This window comes from Nocardia sp. NPDC050378, assembly GCF_040655675.1.
Classification (GTDB): domain Bacteria; phylum Actinomycetota; class Actinomycetes; order Mycobacteriales; family Mycobacteriaceae; genus Nocardia; species Nocardia coubleae.
Genome location: NZ_JBFAKI010000018.1, coordinates 65,009 through 85,234 on the forward strand (window position 1 = coordinate 65,009; position 20,226 = coordinate 85,234).

The window sequence follows — 20,226 nt, forward strand, 5'->3', positions numbered from 1 at the left end:
TATCGATTGTGGTTGGACGTATCGGCCCAGGCCGGTCCAACCGAAGGGGCGTAGCTCAATTGGCAGAGCAGCGGTCTCCAAAACCGCAGGTTGCAGGTTCAAGTCCTGTCGCCCCTGCCCTGAATGCCAGCGACGAGAGAGGATCGACGTGACGGACGAGCGGGATACTCGCGCCGAAGACGGCGACGATACCGCCGCTGCCACTCGGCCGAGCGGCAAGCGGACTGCTCGTCGTGCGCGCACGTCGGACTCTCCGGCGACCACCGGTTCGGTGGCCATGCTCGACCGGCCGTCGAACTCGCGCAAGGCGGACAAGACTGCCGGTAAGGCCAAGACGGGCAACCCGTTCAAGCGGCTGCTCAAGTTCCTGCGAGAGGTCATCGCGGAACTGCGCAAGGTGATCTGGCCCAACCGGAAGCAGATGGTCACCTATACGACCGTCGTTCTGGTGTTCGTGGTCTTCATGGTCGCGTTCATCGCCGGGATCGACGTAGCGTTCGTCAAGGGTGTCGACTGGCTGTTCGGCTGATCGCCGACACCCACGCCGGTAGCCGATCGCGGGCCGGAACGGCGGAGTGTGCCTCCGCGCACCCGACCCGGCCCAGAGGATGTACGTGACGACACAGGAAGCGAGTGCCTCAGTGAGCACCCCGGAGAACGACACCAACGACGAGTTCCCGGTTGACGACACTGTCGCGGCGGACGATAACGCCACCGACGAGGTCGAGGCCACCACCGAGCTCGCTGACGAGGCCGCCGACGCCGTCGTCGAGGACACCACGGTTCCCACCGAGGAAGACCCCGAAGCCGACCCCGTCGAGTCGATGAAGGCCAAGCTGCGCCGCGTCCCCGGCGACTGGTACGTCGTGCACTCCTACGCCGGTTACGAGAACAAGGTGAAGACCAACCTCGAGACCCGCGTGCAGAACCTCGGCCTCGAGGACTACATCTTCCAGGTCGAGGTACCGACCGAAGAGGTCACCGAGATCAAGAACGGGCAGAAGAAGAACGTCAACCGCAAGGTGCTGCCCGGCTACATCCTGGTCCGGATGGAACTGAACAACGAGTCGTGGGGCGCGGTGCGCAACACCCCCGGCGTCACCGGTTTCGTCGGTATGACCGGCGGCGGACCGGGCGCCAAGCCCACCCCGCTGACCATCAACGAGGTCGTGAAGTTCCTGGTTCCGGCCGGTGCGCAGGCCCAGAAGAAGGCGGCCGCTGCCGCCGCTTCGGGTGGTGCCGACACCGGCGCCGCCGCCGCGGGCAAGCCGACCATCGAGGTCGACTTCGAGGTCGGCGAGTCGGTCACCGTGATGGACGGCCCGTTCGCGACGCTGCCCGCCAGCATCAGCGAGGTCAACGCCGAGCAGCAGAAGCTCAAGGTGCTCGTGTCGATCTTCGGTCGCGAAACCCCGGTGGAGCTGAACTTCACCCAGGTTTCCAAGATCTAGCTCGAACAGCTTCGCGACGGCACCGCCTCGGCGGTGCCGTTGTCGTTTCCCGACCCTCCCGGCTGCGGCGCCCGCGACGCGGTTCGGTAGAGTGTGACAGTTCGTGTGTAGACCCCCCCAGGCGTTTTCCGCCCGGTGTGACGGTCGTGCGCGAATGCCGGGCTTGGACCCGGCGTGGGAGCGATCCCGCAACAGGCTTACGGCAACCGTAAGGAACCGAAACCCAAGGAAGAAAGATGCCCCCCAAGAAGAAGAAGCTCGCCGGGATCATCAAGCTGCAGATCCAGGCCGGCGCCGCGAACCCGGCCCCTCCGGTCGGCCCCGCGCTCGGTCAGCACGGCGTCAACATCATGGAGTTCTGCAAGGCGTACAACGCCGCGACCGAGTCGCAGCGTGGCAACGTCATCCCGGTCGAGATCTCGGTGTACGAGGACCGGTCGTTCGACTTCAAGCTGAAGACCCCGCCCGCCGCCAAGCTGCTGCTCAAGGCCGCCGGTGTGCAGAAGGGCTCGGCCGAGCCGCACAAGACCAAGGTCGCCAAGGTCACCATGGACCAGGTCCGCGAGATCGCCAAGACCAAGCAGGAAGACCTGAACGCCAACGACATCGAGCAGGCCGCGAAGATCATCGCCGGTACCGCTCGTTCGATGGGTATCACCGTCGAAGGCTGAGCGACTCGCTCACTGTGGGAGGGCCGGCCAGGCCCGTAACACCACATCTGAACTCGAACATTAAGGACAGAGAAACATGGCAAAGCGAAGCAAGGCGTATCTCGCCGCTGCTGAGAAGGTCGATCGCGACAAGCTGTACTCCCCGCTGGCCGCCGCGCGCCTGGCGAAGGAGACCGCGACCACCAAGACCGACGCGACCGTCGAGGTCGCCGTCCGTCTCGGCGTTGATCCCCGCAAGGCCGACCAGATGGTCCGTGGCACCGTCAACCTGCCGCACGGCACCGGTAAGACCGCCCGCGTCATCGTGTTCGCCGCCGGCGAGAAGGCCGCCGAGGCCGAGGCCGCCGGTGCCGACGCCGTTGGCGCCGAGGACCTGATCGAGCGGATCCAGGGCGGCTGGCTCGACTTCGACGCCGCGATCGCCACCCCGGACCAGATGGCCAAGGTCGGCCGCATCGCGCGTGTCCTCGGCCCGCGTGGTCTGATGCCGAACCCGAAGACGGGCACCGTCACCAACGATGTGACCAAGGCCGTCAACGACATCAAGGGCGGCAAGATCAACTTCCGCGTCGACAAGCAGGCCAACCTGCACTTCGTCATCGGCAAGGCGTCGTTCGACGACTCGAAGCTGGTGGAGAACTACGGTGCCGCGCTGGACGAGATCCTGCGTGTGAAGCCGTCGACCGCCAAGGGTCGCTACGTCAAGAAGATCACGGTTTCGACCAACACCGGCCCGGGCATCCCGGTGGACCCGAACCGCACCCGCAACCTCCTCGACGAGGACGCGTGAGCTTCTGACAGGTAGCTCCTGATCAACCGTGAGGGTGGGAACGCACTGCGTTCCCACCCTCACGTCGTTTCAGCGCTCGGTGTCGTCGGTGTCGCGCCAGGCGAGCAGGACGGACTCGCCGCTGTGTGGTTTCCAGGGCAGGAAGATCGCCACGATCACCGCGCAGACGAGAACCGCGCCGGTCGCGACGAGGGAGGCGGCGTGTGCGCCCTGCAGGGTTGCCGTCTTCATGGCGACGATGAGGTTCTCGCGCTGGGTTTCCAGGAATGGGGTCAATTCGCGTTTGCGCAGCTCCAGGACGCTGAGTGGGCTGGCTTTGACCAGGCTCTTCTCGTTGTCGTTCATGATGCCGACCGGGATGGCGTCGATCCTGGCGCCGATCCGGCTGGTGTAGTACGAGGCGACGATCGAGCCGAGCACCGCGACGCCGAGGGTGCCGCCGATCTCGCGGGTGGTGTCGTTGACCGCCGATCCGGCGCCTGCCTCCTCCAGCGGTAGCGCCGACATGATCGATTCGGTGGCCGGGCCCTGCACGATGCCGAGGCCGAGCGCCATCGACACCATCGACGGCAGCACGCCGATCAGATAGCTGCTGTCCACGGTGACCTGTCCGCCCAGGTAGAGCCCGAGGCCGATGAGCGTCAGGCCGGTGACCAGGACCGCCGTGGTCCCGACCCGCTGCGCCAGCAGGGTCGCGACCGGGGCGCCGATCGCCACCGAGAACGCGAACGGCAGTGAGGCGATGCCGAATTCGAGCGGCGTGTACTCCCGGACGCCCTGGAAGTACTGGGTGATGAGGAACAGGAACCCGAACATCGAGAAGTAGCCGATGGCGATGGCCAAGGCGGGCAACGAGAATCGCCGATTGCGGAACAGTCGCATGTCGAGAATCGGTGCGGCCGTGCGCAATTCCCAGATGACGAAGCCGGCGAGCAGGGCCGCTCCCAGTGCGGCGGTGCACAGGGTGGTGAGCGAGAGCCAGCCGTTGTGCGGTGCCTCGATGATCGCCCACACCACCAGCGTGATGCCGGCGATCGAGAGTCCGATCCCGGGCAGATCCAGCCTGCCGACCTGGTCGGCTCGTGATTCCGGCACCCAGATCAGCGTCGCGATCAACGCGGCGAGGGCCACCGGCACATTGATCCAGAACACCGAGTGCCAGCTGAAGTGTTCGAGCAGCCAGCCGCCCGAGATCGGGCCGATGGCGATGGCGAAGCCCGCCATCGCAGTCCAGGCGGCGATGGCGAGCGCGCGTTCGCGCCGGTCGGTGAAGATGTTGATGATCAGGGCGAGGGTGGCGGGGAAGACGGCGGCGGCGAAGACGCCCATCGCCGCGCGGGCCACGATGACCTGCGTCATCGACTCGGCGAATGCGCCGCCGATCGACATGACGGCGATGCCGACCAGGCCGATCGTCATGATCCGCCTGCGGCCGTACCGGTCGCCGAGGTTGCCCGCGGCGAGCAGTAGTCCGGCGAAGGTGAGGGTGTAGGCGTCGACGACCCACTGCAGGCCGGAGACGCCGGTGGCGAGTTGGACGCCGATAGAGGGGAGGGCGACGTTGACGATGGTGTTGTCGAGGACGACCAGCAGTTCTGCCAGGCAGATCACGGCGAGTGCGAGGAATCGCCGGGAACGCCGGTCCAGCAACACTGGTGGAGCGACTACGGAGGTTGTCATAGGCCAGGAGTGAACCAGGTTACTGTCACCCTGCGTAACACCTTTTCGATGCGATTGCTACCACAATGCGGGAACCAAAGTGGCCTGGCTCACAAGATATTCGGGCGTTCCGGGCACCACCGACCCGTTTTGGCAGATGAGGGTAGGTGCAGGTACAGTGGAATCCGGTCGTCGACCTGTTCGGCGACTACCCATTCGTTCTACCGAAGACCGTTGGTCGTCGATGCCGCTTGCGCGGTATTCGATCGAAGGTCCGGCGACATTGCCGGCGGCCCACGCAGGGAGAGCTGAGGCAGAAGAAGTTTATTCTTTCGCGCCCCGGTACGCCTTGCGTCCGGGGCGTTAGTTTTGTCGCCGGCCCCTGATTCGGTAGTGCGCGTTCACGAACCGACATCAGAGAGGAGGCGAAGTATGGCGAAGCCTGAAAAGGTCACCGCTGTCGCGGAGATCGCGGAGCAGTTCAAGAACTCCACGGCCACTGTTGTCACGGAATACCGTGGCCTGTCGGTCGGCAAGCTCACCGAGCTGCGTCGCGCGCTCGGCGCCGGTGCCACGTACTCCGTCGCCAAGAACACCCTGGTCAAGCGTGCGGCCGCGGAAGCGGGCGTCGAGGGCCTGGACGACTTGTTCGTCGGACCGACCGCCATCACCTTCATCCAGGGTGAGCCGGTCGACGCCGCGAAGGCGATCAAGACCTTCGCCAAGGAGAACAAGGCGCTCGTCATCAAGGGCGGCTACATGGACGGCGCTGCGCTGTCCGTGTCCGAGGTCGAGAAGATCGCCGACCTCGAGTCCCGCGAGGTCCTGCTGGCCAAGCTGGCAGGCGCGATGAAGGGCAACATGTCCAAGGCTGCCGGGCTGTTCTCGGCTCCTGCCGGTCAGGTGGCCCGTCTGGCCGCCGCGCTGCAGGAGAAGAAGCAGGCCGAAGGCGCTGCCGAGTAATACCCCCCGCTCGGGTATTACGCCCGCGCACAAAGACATTCACCACCGAAAGGAACAATCATGGCCAAGCTGTCCACCGAAGAGCTGCTCGACGTTTTCTCGGAGATGACCCTGCTGGAGCTCTCGGGCTTCGTGAAGGCGTTCGAGGAGAAGTTCGAGGTCACCGCTGCTGCTCCCGTCGCCGTCGCCGCCGCCGGTGGCGCCGCTGCTCCGGCCGAGGCCGCTGAGGAGCAGGACGAGTTCGACGTCATCCTCGAGGGTGCGGGCGACAAGAAGATCCAGGTCATCAAGGTGGTCCGTGAGATCGTCTCGGGCCTGGGCCTGAAGGAAGCCAAGGACCTGGTCGAGGGTGCCCCGAAGCCGATCCTGGAGAAGGTCGCCAAGGACGCCGCCGAGGCTGCCAAGGCGAAGCTGGAAGAGGCCGGCGCCAAGGTCTCGGTCAAGTAATTCAGCGCTTCGCGTAGACGAACGGGCGGTCCCTCAGGGGGCCGCCCGTTTGTTATATATACGGACATGGGAAAGTGATACGCGCTGTAGCGCATGGGCGGGGTTACTCTTCAGTCATGTAGAGGTGTGCCCCGTCTCACTCATGGGTTACAGTGACCGGACCCACAGTGTCGTGACGCACCGCCGAGATGTGAGCGCGCGGTGAGCGGGTGGGGTGCTCGCAGGATCAATGGAGGTAGGCGTGGGCGTCGAGGTCAGGACCGAGGGTGTAACCAAGTCCTTCGGTTCACAGCGAATTTGGCAGGACGTGTCGATCACGCTCCCTTCGGGTGAGGTGAGCGCGCTGCTCGGCCCCTCGGGTACGGGTAAGTCGGTGTTCCTGAAATCGCTCATCGGTCTGCTGCGGCCCGAGCGCGGGTCCATCTTCATCGATGGCACCGATATCACCACCTGCTCCAACAAGGAGCTCTACGAGATCCGCAAACTGTTCGGCGTCCTTTTCCAGGACGGCGCGCTGTTCGGCTCGATGAATCTGTTCGACAACATCGCGTTCCCGCTGCGTGAGCACACCAAGAAGTCGGAAACCGAGATCCGTCGCATCGTGATGGAGAAGCTCGAGCTCACCGGTCTGCTCGGCGCGGAGAACAAACTGCCCGGTGAGATCTCCGGTGGTATGCGCAAGCGCGCCGGTCTGGCCCGCGCGCTGGTACTCGACCCGCAGATCATCCTCGTCGACGAGCCCGACTCCGGCCTCGATCCGGTACGTACCTCGTACCTGGCGCAGCTGCTGCTCAACATCAACGCCCAGATCGACGCCACGATCCTCATCGTGACGCACAACATCAACCTGGCCCGTACCGTGCCCGACAACATCGGCATGCTGTTCCGCCGTCAGCTGGTGATGTTCGGCCCGCGTGAGGTGCTGCTCACCAGCGAGGAGCCGGTGGTCAAGCAGTTCCTCAACGGTCGCATGATCGGCCCGATCGGTATGTCCGAGGAGAAGGACGAGGCGCAGATGGCGCGCGAGCAGGCGCTCGTCGACGCCGGCCACCACCACGGTGGCGCCGAGGAGATCGAGGGCATCATCCCGCAGATGAAGGCCGAGCCGGGCATGCCCGCCCGCCAGGCGGTCTACCGTCGCCAGGCCCGGGTGCGCGAGATCATGCACACCCTGCCCGCCGCGGCCCAGGCCGCCATCCGCGAGTCGCTGGCCGAGTCCGACGACACCCAGGTGATGGCCGCCTACGGGGGCAACGATCACCCCACCGAATCGTTCAAAGCGATGCCGCACGGCCAGACCAACGGCTGACAAGTTTCGCCTCGAAAGGCCCCGGGTTCGCCCGGGGCCTTTCGCGTTGCTGTTGCCAGAAAGCGCTCTGACCTGGCGTTTTGCGGGATGGCGCACACGGCGTGTCGCGGGTAAAATAACCGCGGTTCGGGCGGGGATGCCCAGCGCGCCAGGCGATCTCGATCTCGGACACGGAGCCGCCGCGCCACTTGACGAGCCGGTCGCGAACCGTCACCCTATTCACAACAGCGTCTGCTGTTACAGGGGCTTCGGCGCCCGAGTTTCCGACGCGGCCAGCGTCTCGGGACTTCGGCGCGTTTGCCGTCCGAGTGATGACTCGGATGGTATGTTGACACCCCCTTGCATAGGGGTGTAAGTTTGGACGTTGCGCTGGCTGCCTCCTGTCCACACCTTGATTCGCACACGTAAGTTCCACCCTTCCGGTGTTACTTCCGCTGCTGCCTGTTCGGGTTTCGTTCGGGTTGTAACCAGCGGAATTCGTAGCAGACAAGCGACGGTCGCGGACCACCACGCGACGCGCGTGAGGTGCTGGAAGGACGCATCTTGGCAGTCTCCACCCAGACCAAGGCTGGTATCCCCGGAGCCCCGTTGAGGGTTTCGTTCGCGAAGATCCGAGAGCCCTTGGAGGTGCCCGGACTTCTCGACCTACAAACGGACTCGTTCGCCTGGTTGGTCGGTTCTCCCGACTGGCGTGAGAAGGCGGCCGCACGCGGCGACGTCGGTCTCGCAGGCGGCCTCGAAGAGGTGCTCGAAGAGCTCTCGCCGATCGAGGATTTCTCCGGTTCGATGTCCCTGTCGTTCTCCGACCCGCGCTTCGAAGAGGTCAAGGCCTCCATCGATGAGTGCAAAGAGAAGGACATGACCTACGCGGCGCCGTTGTTCGTCACCGCGGAGTTCATCAACAACAACACCGGCGAGATCAAGAGCCAGACCGTCTTCATGGGTGATTTCCCCATGATGACCGACAAGGGCACCTTCATCATCAACGGCACCGAGCGTGTCGTCGTCTCCCAGCTCGTGCGTTCCCCCGGCGTGTACTTCGATCACAGCATCGACAAGGCCACCGAGAAGGACCTGCACAGCGTGCGCGTGATCCCGTCGCGCGGCGCCTGGCTGGAATTCGACGTCGACAAGCGCGACACCGTCGGTGTCCGCATCGACCGCAAGCGCCGTCAGCCGGTCACCGTGCTGCTCAAGGCGCTCGGCATGACCACCGAGGAGATCGTCGAGCGTTTCGGCTTCTCCGAGATCATGATGTCGACCCTGGAGAAGGACAGCACGCCCGGCCAGGACGAGGCGCTGCTCGACATCTACCGCAAGCTGCGTCCGGGCGAGCCGCCGACCAAGGAGTCCGCGCAGACTCTGCTGGAGAACCTGTTCTTCAAGGAGAAGCGCTACGACCTGGCGCGCGTCGGTCGCTACAAGATCAACAAGAAGCTCGGCATCAACCTCGACAAGCCGGTCACTTCCTCGGTGCTCACCAAGGAAGACATCGTCGACACCATCGAGTACCTGGTGCGTCTGCACGCCGGTGACCGCTCGATGACCGCGCCCGGCGGCGAAGAGGTCCCCGTCGAGATCGACGACATCGACCACTTCGGTAACCGTCGTCTGCGCACCGTCGGCGAGCTGATCCAGAACCAGATCCGCGTGGGTCTTTCCCGCATGGAGCGCGTGGTCCGCGAGCGGATGACGACTCAGGACGTCGAGGCGATCACGCCGCAGACCCTGATCAACATCCGGCCTGTGGTCGCGGCGATCAAGGAGTTCTTCGGAACCTCCCAGCTGTCGCAGTTCATGGACCAGAACAACCCGCTGTCGGGTCTCACCCACAAGCGCCGTCTGTCGGCGCTCGGCCCGGGTGGTCTGTCGCGTGAGCGTGCCGGTCTGGAAGTTCGTGACGTCCACCCGTCGCACTACGGCCGCATGTGCCCGATCGAGACCCCGGAAGGCCCGAACATCGGCCTGATCGGTTCGCTGTCGGTGTACGCGCGGGTCAACCCGTTCGGCTTCATCGAGACGCCGTACCGCAAGGTCGTCGACGGCAAGGTCACCGACGAGGTCAAGTACCTCACGGCCGACGAGGAAGACCGTTACGTCCGCGCGCAGGCCAACTCGCCGGTCGACGCCGAGGGTCGCTTCATCGAGGAGAAGGTCCTCGTGCGGCGCGCCGGTGAAGAGGTCGAGTTCGTCTCGCCCACGCAGGTCGACTACATGGACATCTCGCCGCGCCAGATGGTGTCGGTCGCGACGGCCATGATCCCGTTCCTCGAGCACGACGACGCCAACCGTGCCCTCATGGGTGCGAACATGCAGCGTCAGGCCGTGCCGCTGATCCGTTCCGAGGCCCCCATCGTTGGCACCGGCATGGAGCTGCGCGCCGCGGTCGACGCCGGTGATGTCGTGGTGAACGAGAAGTCGGGTGTGGTCGAGGAGGTCTCGGCCGACTACGTCACCGTGATGGCCGACGACGGCAGCCGCAAGTCCTACCGGATGCGCAAGTTCAACCGCTCCAACCAGGGCACCTGCTCCAACCAGCGTCCGATCGTGGACGAGGGTCAGCGGGTCGAGGCCGGCCAGGTGCTGGCCGACGGGCCGTGCACCGAGAACGGTGAGATGGCGCTTGGCAAGAACCTGCTCGTCGCGATCATGCCGTGGGAAGGCCACAACTACGAGGACGCGATCATCCTGTCGCAGCGCCTTGTGGAAGAGGACGTTCTCACCTCGATCCACATCGAAGAGCACGAGATCGACGCCCGCGACACGAAGCTGGGCGCCGAGGAGATCACCCGGGACATCCCGAACGTCTCCGACGAGGTGCTGGCCGACCTGGACGAGCGCGGCATCATCCGCATCGGTGCCGAGGTCCGCGACGGCGACATCCTGGTCGGCAAGGTCACGCCCAAGGGCGAGACCGAGCTCACCCCGGAAGAGCGCCTGCTGCGTGCCATCTTCGGTGAGAAGGCGCGCGAAGTGCGCGACACCTCGCTGAAGGTGCCCCACGGTGAGTCCGGCAAGGTCATCGGCATCCGCGTGTTCTCGCGCGAGGACGACGACGATCTGCCTCCCGGCGTGAACGAGCTGGTCCGTGTCTACGTGGCGCAGAAGCGCAAGATCCAGGACGGCGACAAGCTCGCCGGCCGCCACGGCAACAAGGGCGTCATCGGCAAGATCCTCCCCGTGGAGGATATGCCGTTCATGCCCGACGGCACCCCGGTCGACATCATCCTCAACACCCACGGTGTGCCGCGTCGTATGAACATCGGCCAGATCCTGGAAACCCATCTCGGGTGGATCGGTAAGGCCGGCTGGAACATCGACGTGGCCTCGGACGGCACTCGCCCCGAGTGGGCGGCCACGCTGCCCGAGGAGATGCTGGCCGCACCGGCCGACTCGAACATCGCGACGCCCGTCTTCGACGGCGCGAAGGACAACGAGCTCACCGGTCTGCTCGGCTCGACGCTGCCCAACCGTGACGGCGAGCGGATGGTCGACGCCGACGGCAAGGCGACCCTGTTCGACGGTCGTTCCGGCGAGCCGTTCCCGTACCCGGTCGCGGTCGGTTACATGTACATCCTGAAGCTGCACCACCTGGTCGACGACAAGATCCACGCGCGTTCGACCGGTCCGTACTCGATGATCACGCAGCAGCCGCTGGGTGGTAAGGCGCAGTTCGGTGGTCAGCGTTTCGGTGAGATGGAGTGCTGGGCCATGCAGGCCTACGGTGCGGCGTACACGCTGCAGGAGCTCCTGACCATCAAGTCCGACGACGTGGTCGGCCGCGTGAAGGTCTACGAGGCCATCGTCAAGGGCGAGAACATTCCGGAGCCGGGCATTCCGGAGTCGTTCAAGGTGCTCCTCAAGGAACTCCAGTCGCTGTGCCTCAACGTGGAGGTCCTGTCTTCGGACGGCGCCGCGATCGAGATGCGTGACGGTGACGACGAGGATCTGGAGCGCGCCGCGGCGAACCTGGGCATCAACCTGTCCAGGAACGAAGCGGCCACTGTCGACGATTTGGCGAACTAGGTGGTAAGCGCGGTGCGGGCGTCTCCGGAAAAGACGCCCGCATCGCGCACCGCGCTCGACAACTAGTGAACTTTTGCTCGAATTCGACCCGAACAGGGGAAAGGAAGTTACGTGCTAGACGTCAACTTCTTCGATGAACTCCGGATCGGCCTGGCCTCTGCCGAAGACATTCGCAACTGGTCCTACGGCGAGGTCAAGAAGCCGGAGACCATCAACTACCGCACGCTCAAGCCGGAGAAGGACGGGCTCTTCTGCGAGAAGATCTTCGGCCCCACCCGGGACTGGGAGTGCTACTGCGGCAAGTACAAGCGCGTCCGCTTCAAGGGCATCATCTGTGAGCGCTGTGGCGTCGAGGTGACTCGCGCCAAGGTGCGTCGTGAGCGCATGGGCCACATCGAGCTGGCCGCACCGGTCACCCACATCTGGTACTTCAAGGGCGTTCCGTCGCGCTTGGGTTACCTGCTGGATCTGGCGCCGAAGGATCTCGAGAAGATCATCTACTTCGCCGCCTACGTCATCGTCGGTGTCGACGAGGAGCTGCGCCACAACGAGCTCAGCACCCTCGAGGCCGAGATGGAGGTCGAGAAGAAGGCTGTCGCCGATCAGCGCGACGCCGATCTCGAGGCCCGCGCGCAGAAGCTCGAGGCCGACCTGGCCGAGCTGGAGGCCGAGGGCGCCAAGTCCGACGTGCGCCGCAAGGTCAAGGACGGCGGCGAGCGTGAGATGCGTCAGCTGCGCGACCGCGCCCAGCGCGAGCTGGATCGTCTCGACGAGATCTGGACCACCTTCACCAAGCTGTCGGTCAAGCAGCTCATCGTCGACGAGGTGCTCTACCGCGAGCTCGTCGACCGTTACGGCGAGTACTTCACCGGTGCCATGGGTGCGGAGTCCATCCAGAAGCTGATGGAGAACTTCGACATCGACGCCGAGGCCGAGTCGCTGCGCGAGACCATCCGCAGCGGTAAGGGCCAGAAGAAGCTGCGTGCGCTCAAGCGCCTCAAGGTCGTCGCGGCCTTCCAGGCCAACGGCAACTCGCCCATGGGCATGGTGCTCGACGCCGTTCCGGTGATCCCGCCGGAGCTGCGCCCGATGGTTCAGCTCGACGGTGGCCGTTTCGCCACCTCCGACCTGAACGACCTGTACCGCCGCGTGATCAACCGCAACAACCGCCTCAAGCGACTGATCGATCTGGGCGCGCCCGAGATCATCGTCAACAACGAGAAGCGGATGCTGCAGGAATCCGTCGACGCGCTGTTCGACAACGGCCGTCGTGGTCGCCCGGTCACCGGTCCGGGTAACCGCCCGCTGAAGTCGCTGAGCGATCTACTCAAGGGCAAGCAGGGTCGTTTCCGTCAGAACCTGCTCGGCAAGCGTGTCGACTACTCGGGCCGTTCGGTCATCGTGGTCGGCCCGCAGCTGAAGCTGCACCAGTGTGGTCTGCCGAAGCTGATGGCGCTCGAGCTGTTCAAGCCGTTCGTCATGAAGCGCCTGGTGGATCTCAACCACGCGCAGAACATCAAGTCCGCCAAGCGGATGGTCGAGCGGCAGCGTCCGCAGGTGTGGGATGTCCTCGAAGAGGTCATCGCCGAGCACCCGGTGATGCTGAACCGTGCGCCCACCCTGCACCGCCTTGGTATCCAGGCCTTCGAGCCGCAGCTGGTGGAAGGCAAGGCCATCCAGCTGCACCCGCTGGTGTGTGAGGCGTTCAACGCCGACTTCGACGGTGACCAGATGGCCGTGCACCTGCCGCTGTCGGCGGAGGCGCAGGCCGAGGCACGCATCCTGATGCTGTCGTCGAACAACATCCTGTCCCCGGCGTCGGGTCGCCCGCTGGCGATGCCGCGTCTGGACATGGTGACCGGCCTGTTCTACCTGACTCGTCTCGACGAGAAGGGCGTCGGCACCTACCAGGCCGGCGGCAAGGACACCCCGGAGTTCGGCGTGTACTCCTCGCCTGCCGAGGCGCAGATGGCCGTCGACCGCGGTGAGCTCACCGTGCGTTCGATGATCAAGGTGCGGCTCACCGAGCAGCGCCCGCCGAAGGAGATCGAGGCGGAGCTGTTCCCCGAGGGCTGGCACCGTGGCGATGCCTGGCTCGCCGAGACCACGCTCGGTCGCGTGATCTTCAACGAGCTGCTCCCGGCGGACTACGCGTTCATCAACGAGCCGATGCCGAAGAAGCGTCAGGCCACGATCATCAACGATCTGGCCGAGCGCTACCCGATGATCGTCGTCGCCCAGACCGTCGACAAGCTCAAGGACGCCGGCTTCTACTGGGCCACGCGTTCGGGTGTCACCGTCTCCATGTCGGACGTGCTCGTTCCGCCGGAGAAGGCCGACATCATGGAGCGCTACGAGGGCATGGCCGACCAGATCGAGAAGAAGTACCAGCGTGGTGCTCTCGATCACCAGGAGCGCAACAACGCCCTGGTCAAGATCTGGCAGGAAGCGACCGAAGAGGTCGGTGCGGCGCTGCGTACCCACTACCCGGCCGACAACCCGATCATCACGATCGTCGACTCGGGCGCCACGGGTAACTTCACCCAGACTCGTACCCTCGCCGGTATGAAGGGCCTGGTGACGAACCCGAAGGGTGAGTTCATCCCGCGCCCGATCAAGTCCTCGTTCCGTGAGGGCCTGACCGTGCTCGAGTACTTCATCAACACCCACGGTGCTCGTAAGGGTCTGGCCGACACCGCGCTTCGTACCGCCGACTCGGGTTACCTGACCCGTCGTCTGGTCGACGTCTCGCAGGACGTCATCGTGCGCGAGCACGACTGTGGCACCGAGCGCGGCATCGTGGTGCCGATCGCGGAGAAGCAGGCCGACGGCACGATCATCCGTGACGCGCACGTGGAGACCTCGACCTTCGCCCGCACCCTGGCACAGGACGCGGTCGACGCGAGCGGCAACGTCATCGTGGCGAAGGGTGCCGACCTCGGCGACCCCGCGCTCGAGGCGCTGCTCGAGGCCGGTATCACCGAGGTGAAGGTCCGCTCCGTGCTGACCTGCACCACCGGCACCGGCGTCTGCGCCACCTGCTACGGCCGTTCGATGGCCACCGGCAAGCTGGTCGACATCGGCGAGGCCGTCGGTATCGTCGCCGCCCAGTCCATCGGTGAGCCCGGTACCCAGCTGACCATGCGTACCTTCCACCAGGGTGGCGTCGCCGGCGACGACATCACCGGTGGTCTGCCGCGTGTTCAGGAGCTCTTCGAGGCCCGTGTCCCCAAGGGCAAGGCGCCGATCGCGGAGGTCTCGGGCCGGGTGCGTCTCGAGGACGACGACCGCTTCTACAAGATCACGATCATCCCTGATGACGGGTCGGAGGAAGTCGTCTACGACAAGCTCTCGAAGCGTCAGCGTCTGCGTGTGTTCAAGCACGACGACGGCTCCGAGCGCCTGCTGGCCGACGGTGACCACGTGGAGGTGGGTCAGCAGCTGCTCGAGGGCGCTGCCGATCCGCACGAGGTGCTGCGCGTGATGGGTCCCCGTCAGGTGCAGGTCCACCTGGTCCACGAGGTCCAGGAGGTCTACCGCTCGCAGGGTGTGTCGATCCACGACAAGCACATCGAGGTCATCGTGCGCCAGATGCTGCGTCGCGTGACGATCATCGATTCGGGTGCGACCGAGTTCCTGCCCGGTTCGCTCACCGAGCGTGCCGAGTTCGAGGCCTCGAACCGTCGCGTGGTCGCCGAGGGTGGCGAGCCCGCCTCCGGCCGTCCGGTGCTGATGGGTATCACCAAGGCGTCGCTGGCCACCGATTCGTGGCTGTCGGCGGCCTCCTTCCAGGAGACCACCCGAGTGCTGACGGACGCGGCCATCAACTGCCGCTCCGACAAGCTGATCGGCCTGAAGGAGAACGTGATCATCGGTAAGCTCATCCCGGCCGGTACCGGTATCAACCGGTACCGCAACATCCAGGTGCAGCCGACCGAAGAAGCCCGTGCCGCCGCGTACGCGGTGCCGTCCTACGACGACACCTACTACTCGCCGGACAGCTTCGGTTCCTCCACCGGTGCCGCGGTGCCGCTGGACGACTACGGCTTCAGCGACTACCGCTGAGCAGTAGCAAGGCAATAGATTTCGGCCCCCGCTCTCCGGAGCGGGGGCCGATTTCGTTTTCGATCACCGCTCGGTGACGTCTTTGGCCCGCAGTGTGGCGTGCCGTTGCCGTCTGCGACGGGGTGGATCGTTTCGAACTGCGCGTGGCGATGGCGGTATGCGCCGGCGCCGGGATGTTGTCACGGCGGATGAAGGCGAGAAGGTAAGAGATCAGGTTCGGTCGAGTTGGGGTTCGGCGGTGGGGGACTCGGGGTCGCCGAGGGTGGTGACGGTGGGTTCGCCGAGGCGGACGGCGATGACGCCCAGGAGGATCAGGACGCCGCCGAGGAGCTGGATGGGGCCGGGGGCTTCGCCGAGGAGGAGCCAGGCGAAGACCAGGGCGGCCAGGACCTCGGTGAGGGCTACGAAGGAGGCCAGGCGGGAGCCGAGGCGGCGGGTGGCGGCGATGCCGGTGACATAGGAGATGGCGGCGGTGACGATGCCGATGAGGAGGATGGGCAGCCACCAGGGGGTGGTGAAATCGTCGAAGACGACGGGGTTCGTGGTGGCGCGCAGGGGGACGATGCCGACGGTTCCGGCCGCGAGCAGCACCACGCCGCCGATGAGGAGGCCGCCTGCGGCGAGGACGGTGCCGGGTAGGTCGCTGCCCTGGTCGGAGAGCACGAAATAGGTTGCCGCGCCGACCATCGAGCCGAGGGCCCAGACGATGCCGACGGGGTCGGTGGAAACGCCGGAGACCACGTCGAGCACCAGCATCAGGCCGGTGATACCGAGAATCGCACCGGCGACGGTCGCCGCGCCGGGGCGCTGCCGGTGCCGCACCCACAACCAGCCGACCACCGCGATCGGCGCCGCGAATTCGATGAGCAAGGCGGTGCCGACCTCCATGCGTGCGACCGCGTTGAAATAGGCGAGCTGCGTACCCGCTACGGCGACCAAGCCGTAGGCGACGACGAGTTTCGCATTGTCGCGCAACAGCTTCCGGTTGTTGCGCAGATGCGGCCAGGCCAGCGGCAACAACACGACGCCTGCGAGCAGTACCCGCACGGCGACCACCGCGGCCGCACTCCAGCCCGCATTCATCAGCCCACGCGCGAGCGGTCCGGAGAGCCCGAACGCGGTGGCCGAGGCGAGGGCGAAGAGCAAGCCGGTGCGAAGCCGCCGGGCCGCCGCGTCATGGGTCAAAGTCTCCATGACTAATGACGGTAGGAACCATGGCGTAATCTGTCAACATGGTTTTTGCTCATGACACCGAGGCGGCGCTGCTGTCGGCTGTGGAGCTGGTGAATTCCGCCGTCGCGCCGGACACGCTCACCGAGATCACCCAGCTCGACGAGTTCTTCGTCCGGCACGACTACACGGGCGCGCACCGGAGCGACGCAGCGGAACTCTCCGAGGTACGCGCCCTGCGCGGTCCGCTCCGCCGGTTGCTGACCAGCGACCGCGACACCGCCGTCACGCTGGTGAACGAGATCCTGCGCGAGCACCGCGCGGTGCCGCAGCTGGTTCGCCACGGCAGCGTCGACTACCACGTGCACGCCGTCCCCGCCGAGGCCGCGCTCCCGGTACGTATCGCCGTGGAAACCGCCATGGCGATGATCGATGTCATCCGCGCGGACGATCTGAGCCGCCTCGCGATTTGCGCCGACGACGACTGTGCAGGCCTGGTCCTCGACCTGTCCCGCAACCGCTCGAAGCGCTACTGCAGCACCACCTGCGGCAACCGCAACGCAGTCGCCGCATATCGCGCACGTCAGCGTTGATGCGGTCGGTTACGGTCGAAACCCGAAACGGGGGGAGCGCCGGGGGTGCGTTTACCTCGATATGACGCGGGGTCGTGACTCAGGGTGCCCCGGTGACGTACGCGATCGCGGTGTCGACGGCCGGCTGACCACCGGCCATCGCGTACCCCGCGAGCGCGCCGATCGCGGCACCGGCGACGGTCGCCACGGGCACCGTGATGAAGTCGAGGACGAACAGCCCGAGGGGGAAGCCCAGGACGAATCCGATGGCCGCGCCGATGGCCGCGCCCTGGATGATCTGCGGTTGCAGCCGTTGGGTTTCGGCGAAGAACCGTTCCTGCGCGCTGATGTCGCGGACCGGCGTCTCGGATTCGCCGACCGGGGTGAGGGTGAGTCGCGAGCCCTCGGCGTCGATGCTCGGAGTGAGCGGCACCGCGTGCTCGCCGACCCGCACGACCATCGGCAGCGCTGCCACTACCGCGCCCGAATCGTCGGTGATGGCAACGACTTTTGCGTCGTGGACGAGCTGGAAGCGGCCGGTGTCGATGCTGGTGACCACCGCGCGCCGATCGTCGGTCGCGCTGACCTCGTAGTTCACGCCCTTGTCGACCCCACGCAGGCCGAGGGGTTGCGGGGCGGGCGCCGGCTCGGCGTGTCCGATCCCGACCCCCGCGACACCGACTCCCACCGCCAGCACCGCCGCGCCGAACATCTTGCCGAACCTCATCGCGCCATCCTCCTGCTGCCCGCACCGGGCCACGCACGCCCGGTCATCGCGGCAAACTTAGCCGCTGATCGGCTTTTCGGAAAGTTCTCGCCGGATGGTTCCGCCGTCGCGACTCGGGCGTCGGGTGAGACCACAACCAACAGTCGTGATCGGCGTACGAATCCACAGTTCAGTGAGCTGGATTCAGCGGGTCCGCACCGACCGGTGGACGCCGGGCGAAGTCGGGTGCGTGCTCTGGCCGAAGCCCGATACCGCCCAGGTACGCGGTGAGCCCCGCGAGCGCGGGCATCGCGTCGACCACCCGCAGCGGCAGCGGTGCGGCGTCCAGCTCGCCGCGCAGGGCGGGGGCGATGAGCAAATCGTGTTCGCCGCGCTGCGAGCGCTGGGTGAAGCTCGCGGGCAGCATCCGCCTGCGCTGCACCTTGTCGAGGTCGGCGGTGGTGACGGTGCCGTCGAGCAGGGGCCGCGCGAGGAGGCGGGCTGCGGCGACGGCATCCTGGATGGCGAGGTTCACGCCGACACCGCCGACCGGTGACATGGTGTGCGCCGCGTCGCCGATGCACAGCAGGCCGGGCACGTACCAGCGTTCGAGCATCCCCACGGTCACCTCGAGCAGCTTGACGTCGTCCCAGCACCGGATGTGTGCCAGCGCCTCGGCCGGCCAGTCGAACAGCTCGCCGACCCGATCCCGCAGCCACTGCACGTCGTGCTCGGCGCGCAGCGTTGCGTCGCAACCCTTCTCGATGATGTATCCGGTTTGGTAGTAGTCGCCGCGATCGATCGCCACGGCCGAGTTTCCGCTGGTGAAGCGGGTCTGTACGGCACCGCTCGCGCTGTCGGCGGCTTTGGGGATGCGGAAGAACCACATGTCCATCGGCACGTCCTCGCTTCGCTGAAGCAGGCCCGCCGACTCTCGTGCCACGGAATCGCGTCCGTCGCAGGCGATGACGAGGTCGGCGCGCAGCGTGTGCGTGTCGCCCGTCGCGTCGAGGTAGTGCACGCCGACGACCGTGCCGGACTCCTGGACGAGCCCGGTAACGGTCGAGCGCATCCGCAGCGTGAAGCCGGGTTCGGCAGCGGCGGCCCCGGCCAGCAGGGCGAGGAAATCCCACTGCGGGACCATCGCGATGTGCCGGTAGCGGCCGGGGAGCCTGGTGAAGTCGGCGGCGACGACCATGCGGTCGCCCGCGTAGACGCGCAGGGTGGTCAACGCGGACTGGGGGAGACAGGCGAATTCGGCGCCGAGCCCGAGCTGGTCGAGCAGCCGAATCGTCGACGGATGGACGGTGTCGCCGCGGAAGTCGCGCAGGAAGTCGGGGTGCTTTTCCAGCACGGTGACCTCGACGCCCGCCCGCGCAAGCAGCAGGCCCGCCATCATCCCCGCCGGTCCGCCGCCGACGATGCAGCACGTTGTCTTGTCCATGGATTTCCCCTCCGCCGGAATATCTACGACAAAGCGTAGTAGCAAATCTCGCTGTCGGCACAGGGAATTCGGCAAACTTCCGACGGCCCTTGACGCGCCGAGACTCGCGCGCAATACTGAACTAGATGGTTCAGTATGACTTCCTAGACGCCTCGTTCGGGGCGCTCGCGGACCCCACCCGGCGGGGCATCCTCGAGCATCTCGGTCGTGGGCCCGCCACCGTCAGTGAGTTGGCCGAGCGGTTCGAGATGACGTTGACCGGCATCAAGAAGCACATCGGGTTGCTCGAGGATGCGGGCATGGTGGTCACCGAGAAGCGTGGTCGGGTGCGGTACTGCCGCATCGGCGAGCACGTGTTCGATCGGGAGGTGGCCTGGATGCAGGGTTATCGGCAGATGCTGGAAGCCCGGATGGACCGTCTCGATGAATTCCTGCGACGAACGGAGCCAGAGCAATGAGCACCACAACCAAGGACGCGGTCATCACCTCCACCTCGGACCGCGAAGTGCACATCGAACGCGATTTCGACGCACCGCTGGATCGGGTGTGGGACGCCTACAGCCGCGTCGAGCAGCTGTCGCGCTGGTGGGCGCGCGGCCACGAGGTCGACATCGAGCGCTGGGAGTTCCGCAAGGGCGGGCACTGGCGTTTCGTCGAGCACGAGGGCGACGAGTCCTACGGTTTCGAAGGCCGCTTCCGCGAGATCACCCCGAAGGAGCGGATCGTGCAGTCCTTCGAATGGGACGGCATGCCCGCCCACATCTCGATCGACACGACCACCTTCGTCGACCTCGGCAACGGCCGCACCCGCGTGGTCACCGACAGCATCTTCCACACCGCCGAGGAATGCGCGGGCATGCTCGCCTCCGGGATGGAGACCGGTCTCAACGACAGCTACCGCGCCCTCGACGCCTTGCTCGCCGGAAACCGCTGACCGCGCACGGACTCACGAC

Annotated in this window: 16 protein-coding genes and 1 tRNA gene; 13 read left to right on the top strand and 4 right to left on the bottom strand. The window is 65.9% G+C overall.

All coding sequences use genetic code 11. The features are described 5' to 3' along the window. Nucleotides 1–44 precede the first annotated feature (44 nt). The 5 genes from AB0I35_RS27730 (at nucleotide 45) to rplA (ending at nucleotide 2,912) form a co-directional block, all read left to right on the top strand. Nucleotides 45–117: transfer RNA gene (locus AB0I35_RS27730), tRNA-Trp, on the top strand. A gap of 31 nt (nucleotides 118–148) precedes the next feature. After that, on the top strand, nucleotides 149–529 hold the full coding sequence (secE, locus tag AB0I35_RS27735; protein ID WP_067641871.1) for a preprotein translocase subunit SecE: 381 nt from the start codon (nucleotides 149–151) through the stop codon (nucleotides 527–529). Nucleotides 530–641: 112 nt separating this feature from the next. Next, on the top strand, nucleotides 642–1,451 hold the full coding sequence (nusG, locus tag AB0I35_RS27740) for a transcription termination/antitermination protein NusG (RefSeq protein WP_357399322.1): 810 nt from the start codon (nucleotides 642–644) through the stop codon (nucleotides 1,449–1,451). A 236-nt stretch (nucleotides 1,452–1,687) separates the two neighbouring features. Then, nucleotides 1,688–2,122, top strand: a complete 435-nt coding sequence (gene rplK, locus AB0I35_RS27745) for a 50S ribosomal protein L11 (RefSeq protein WP_067485062.1) — start codon at nucleotides 1,688–1,690, stop codon at nucleotides 2,120–2,122. Between the two features lie 76 nt (nucleotides 2,123–2,198). Continuing rightward, nucleotides 2,199–2,912 carry a 50S ribosomal protein L1 gene (rplA, locus tag AB0I35_RS27750; protein ID WP_067485065.1) on the top strand — a complete coding sequence of 238 codons (714 nt, stop codon included), beginning with the start codon at nucleotides 2,199–2,201 and terminating at the stop codon, nucleotides 2,910–2,912. A 69-nt stretch (nucleotides 2,913–2,981) separates the two neighbouring features. Here the strand turns inward: rplA and AB0I35_RS27755 are convergent, their stop codons facing one another. Next, nucleotides 2,982–4,592 (bottom strand): MFS transporter, encoded by a 1,611-nt coding sequence (locus AB0I35_RS27755; protein WP_357399280.1) that lies wholly within the window; start codon nucleotides 4,590–4,592, stop codon nucleotides 2,982–2,984. A 411-nt stretch (nucleotides 4,593–5,003) separates the two neighbouring features. Between AB0I35_RS27755 and rplJ the strand changes: the two genes are divergently transcribed. The 5 genes from rplJ to AB0I35_RS27780 all read left to right on the top strand — a co-directional run bounded on the left by rplJ (nucleotide 5,004) and on the right by AB0I35_RS27780 (nucleotide 15,381). Then, complete coding sequence (rplJ, locus tag AB0I35_RS27760) at nucleotides 5,004–5,534, top strand: 50S ribosomal protein L10 (RefSeq protein ID WP_357399281.1); 531 nt, start codon at nucleotides 5,004–5,006, stop codon at nucleotides 5,532–5,534. 60 nt (nucleotides 5,535–5,594) lie between these two features. Further along, entirely contained in the window at nucleotides 5,595–5,981 is a 387-nt protein-coding gene (rplL, locus tag AB0I35_RS27765) for a 50S ribosomal protein L7/L12 (RefSeq protein WP_067485073.1), read from the top strand. A 229-nt stretch (nucleotides 5,982–6,210) separates the two neighbouring features. Then, nucleotides 6,211–7,290 (top strand): ABC transporter ATP-binding protein, encoded by a 1,080-nt coding sequence (locus AB0I35_RS27770; protein WP_067485076.1) that lies wholly within the window; start codon nucleotides 6,211–6,213, stop codon nucleotides 7,288–7,290. A 525-nt stretch (nucleotides 7,291–7,815) separates the two neighbouring features. Beyond that, nucleotides 7,816–11,316, top strand: coding sequence for a DNA-directed RNA polymerase subunit beta (locus AB0I35_RS27775; protein WP_357399282.1), 3,501 nt, complete (start codon nucleotides 7,816–7,818; stop codon nucleotides 11,314–11,316). 111 nt (nucleotides 11,317–11,427) lie between these two features. Next, nucleotides 11,428–15,381: a DNA-directed RNA polymerase subunit beta' gene (locus AB0I35_RS27780; protein ID WP_357399283.1), complete on the top strand. Its 3,954-nt coding sequence runs from the start codon at nucleotides 11,428–11,430 to the stop codon at nucleotides 15,379–15,381. A gap of 210 nt (nucleotides 15,382–15,591) precedes the next feature. Here the strand turns inward: AB0I35_RS27780 and AB0I35_RS27785 are convergent, their stop codons facing one another. After that, the gene (locus AB0I35_RS27785) at nucleotides 15,592–16,575 is read right to left on the bottom strand and encodes a DMT family transporter (RefSeq protein ID WP_357399284.1); all 984 of its coding nucleotides are present in this window, start codon (nucleotides 16,573–16,575) and stop codon (nucleotides 15,592–15,594) included. Between the two features lie 38 nt (nucleotides 16,576–16,613). On the opposite strand from AB0I35_RS27785, the gene AB0I35_RS27790 reads away from it, so the two are divergent. Next, the gene (locus AB0I35_RS27790; RefSeq protein ID WP_357399285.1) at nucleotides 16,614–17,144 is read left to right on the top strand and encodes a CGNR zinc finger domain-containing protein; all 531 of its coding nucleotides are present in this window, start codon (nucleotides 16,614–16,616) and stop codon (nucleotides 17,142–17,144) included. Nucleotides 17,145–17,223: 79 nt separating this feature from the next. On the opposite strand, the gene AB0I35_RS27795 is transcribed toward AB0I35_RS27790, so the two are convergent. Further along, nucleotides 17,224–17,850 carry a hypothetical protein gene (locus tag AB0I35_RS27795; RefSeq protein ID WP_357399287.1) on the bottom strand — a complete coding sequence of 209 codons (627 nt, stop codon included), beginning with the start codon at nucleotides 17,848–17,850 and terminating at the stop codon, nucleotides 17,224–17,226. Between the two features lie 169 nt (nucleotides 17,851–18,019). Next, on the bottom strand, nucleotides 18,020–19,273 hold the full coding sequence (locus AB0I35_RS27800; RefSeq protein ID WP_357399288.1) for an FAD-dependent oxidoreductase: 1,254 nt from the start codon (nucleotides 19,271–19,273) through the stop codon (nucleotides 18,020–18,022). 125 nt (nucleotides 19,274–19,398) lie between these two features. Here AB0I35_RS27800 and AB0I35_RS27805 point away from each other — a divergent pair, with 125 nt between their 5' ends. Next, complete coding sequence (locus AB0I35_RS27805; RefSeq protein WP_067485870.1) at nucleotides 19,399–19,731, top strand: metalloregulator ArsR/SmtB family transcription factor; 333 nt, start codon at nucleotides 19,399–19,401, stop codon at nucleotides 19,729–19,731. Further along, nucleotides 19,728–20,207 (top strand): SRPBCC family protein, encoded by a 480-nt coding sequence (locus AB0I35_RS27810; RefSeq protein ID WP_067485115.1) that lies wholly within the window; start codon nucleotides 19,728–19,730, stop codon nucleotides 20,205–20,207. Before AB0I35_RS27805 ends, AB0I35_RS27810 begins: the two co-directional genes overlap by 4 nt. Nucleotides 20,208–20,226: the final 19 nt, after the last annotated feature.

Bases quoted from the DNA above. Each gene is read 5' to 3' on its own strand.
- rplK (WP_067485062.1), top strand. From the start codon at position 1,688: ATGCCCCCCAAGAAGAAGAAGCTCGCCGGGATCATCAAGCTGCAGATC.
- rplA (WP_067485065.1), top strand. From the start codon at position 2,199: ATGGCAAAGCGAAGCAAGGCGTATCTCGCCGCTGCTGAGAAGGTCGAT.
- AB0I35_RS27755 (WP_357399280.1), bottom strand. From the start codon at position 4,592: ATGACAACCTCCGTAGTCGCTCCACCAGTGTTGCTGGACCGGCGTTCC.
- rplJ (WP_357399281.1), top strand. From the start codon at position 5,004: ATGGCGAAGCCTGAAAAGGTCACCGCTGTCGCGGAGATCGCGGAGCAG.
- rplL (WP_067485073.1), top strand. From the start codon at position 5,595: ATGGCCAAGCTGTCCACCGAAGAGCTGCTCGACGTTTTCTCGGAGATG.
- AB0I35_RS27770 (WP_067485076.1), top strand. From the start codon at position 6,211: ATGGAGGTAGGCGTGGGCGTCGAGGTCAGGACCGAGGGTGTAACCAAG.
- AB0I35_RS27785 (WP_357399284.1), bottom strand. From the start codon at position 16,575: ATGGAGACTTTGACCCATGACGCGGCGGCCCGGCGGCTTCGCACCGGC.
- AB0I35_RS27790 (WP_357399285.1), top strand. From the start codon at position 16,614: ATGGTTTTTGCTCATGACACCGAGGCGGCGCTGCTGTCGGCTGTGGAG.
- AB0I35_RS27795 (WP_357399287.1), bottom strand. From the start codon at position 17,850: ATGAGGTTCGGCAAGATGTTCGGCGCGGCGGTGCTGGCGGTGGGAGTC.
- AB0I35_RS27800 (WP_357399288.1), bottom strand. From the start codon at position 19,273: ATGGACAAGACAACGTGCTGCATCGTCGGCGGCGGACCGGCGGGGATG.
- AB0I35_RS27805 (WP_067485870.1), top strand. From the start codon at position 19,399: ATGGTTCAGTATGACTTCCTAGACGCCTCGTTCGGGGCGCTCGCGGAC.
- AB0I35_RS27810 (WP_067485115.1), top strand. From the start codon at position 19,728: ATGAGCACCACAACCAAGGACGCGGTCATCACCTCCACCTCGGACCGC.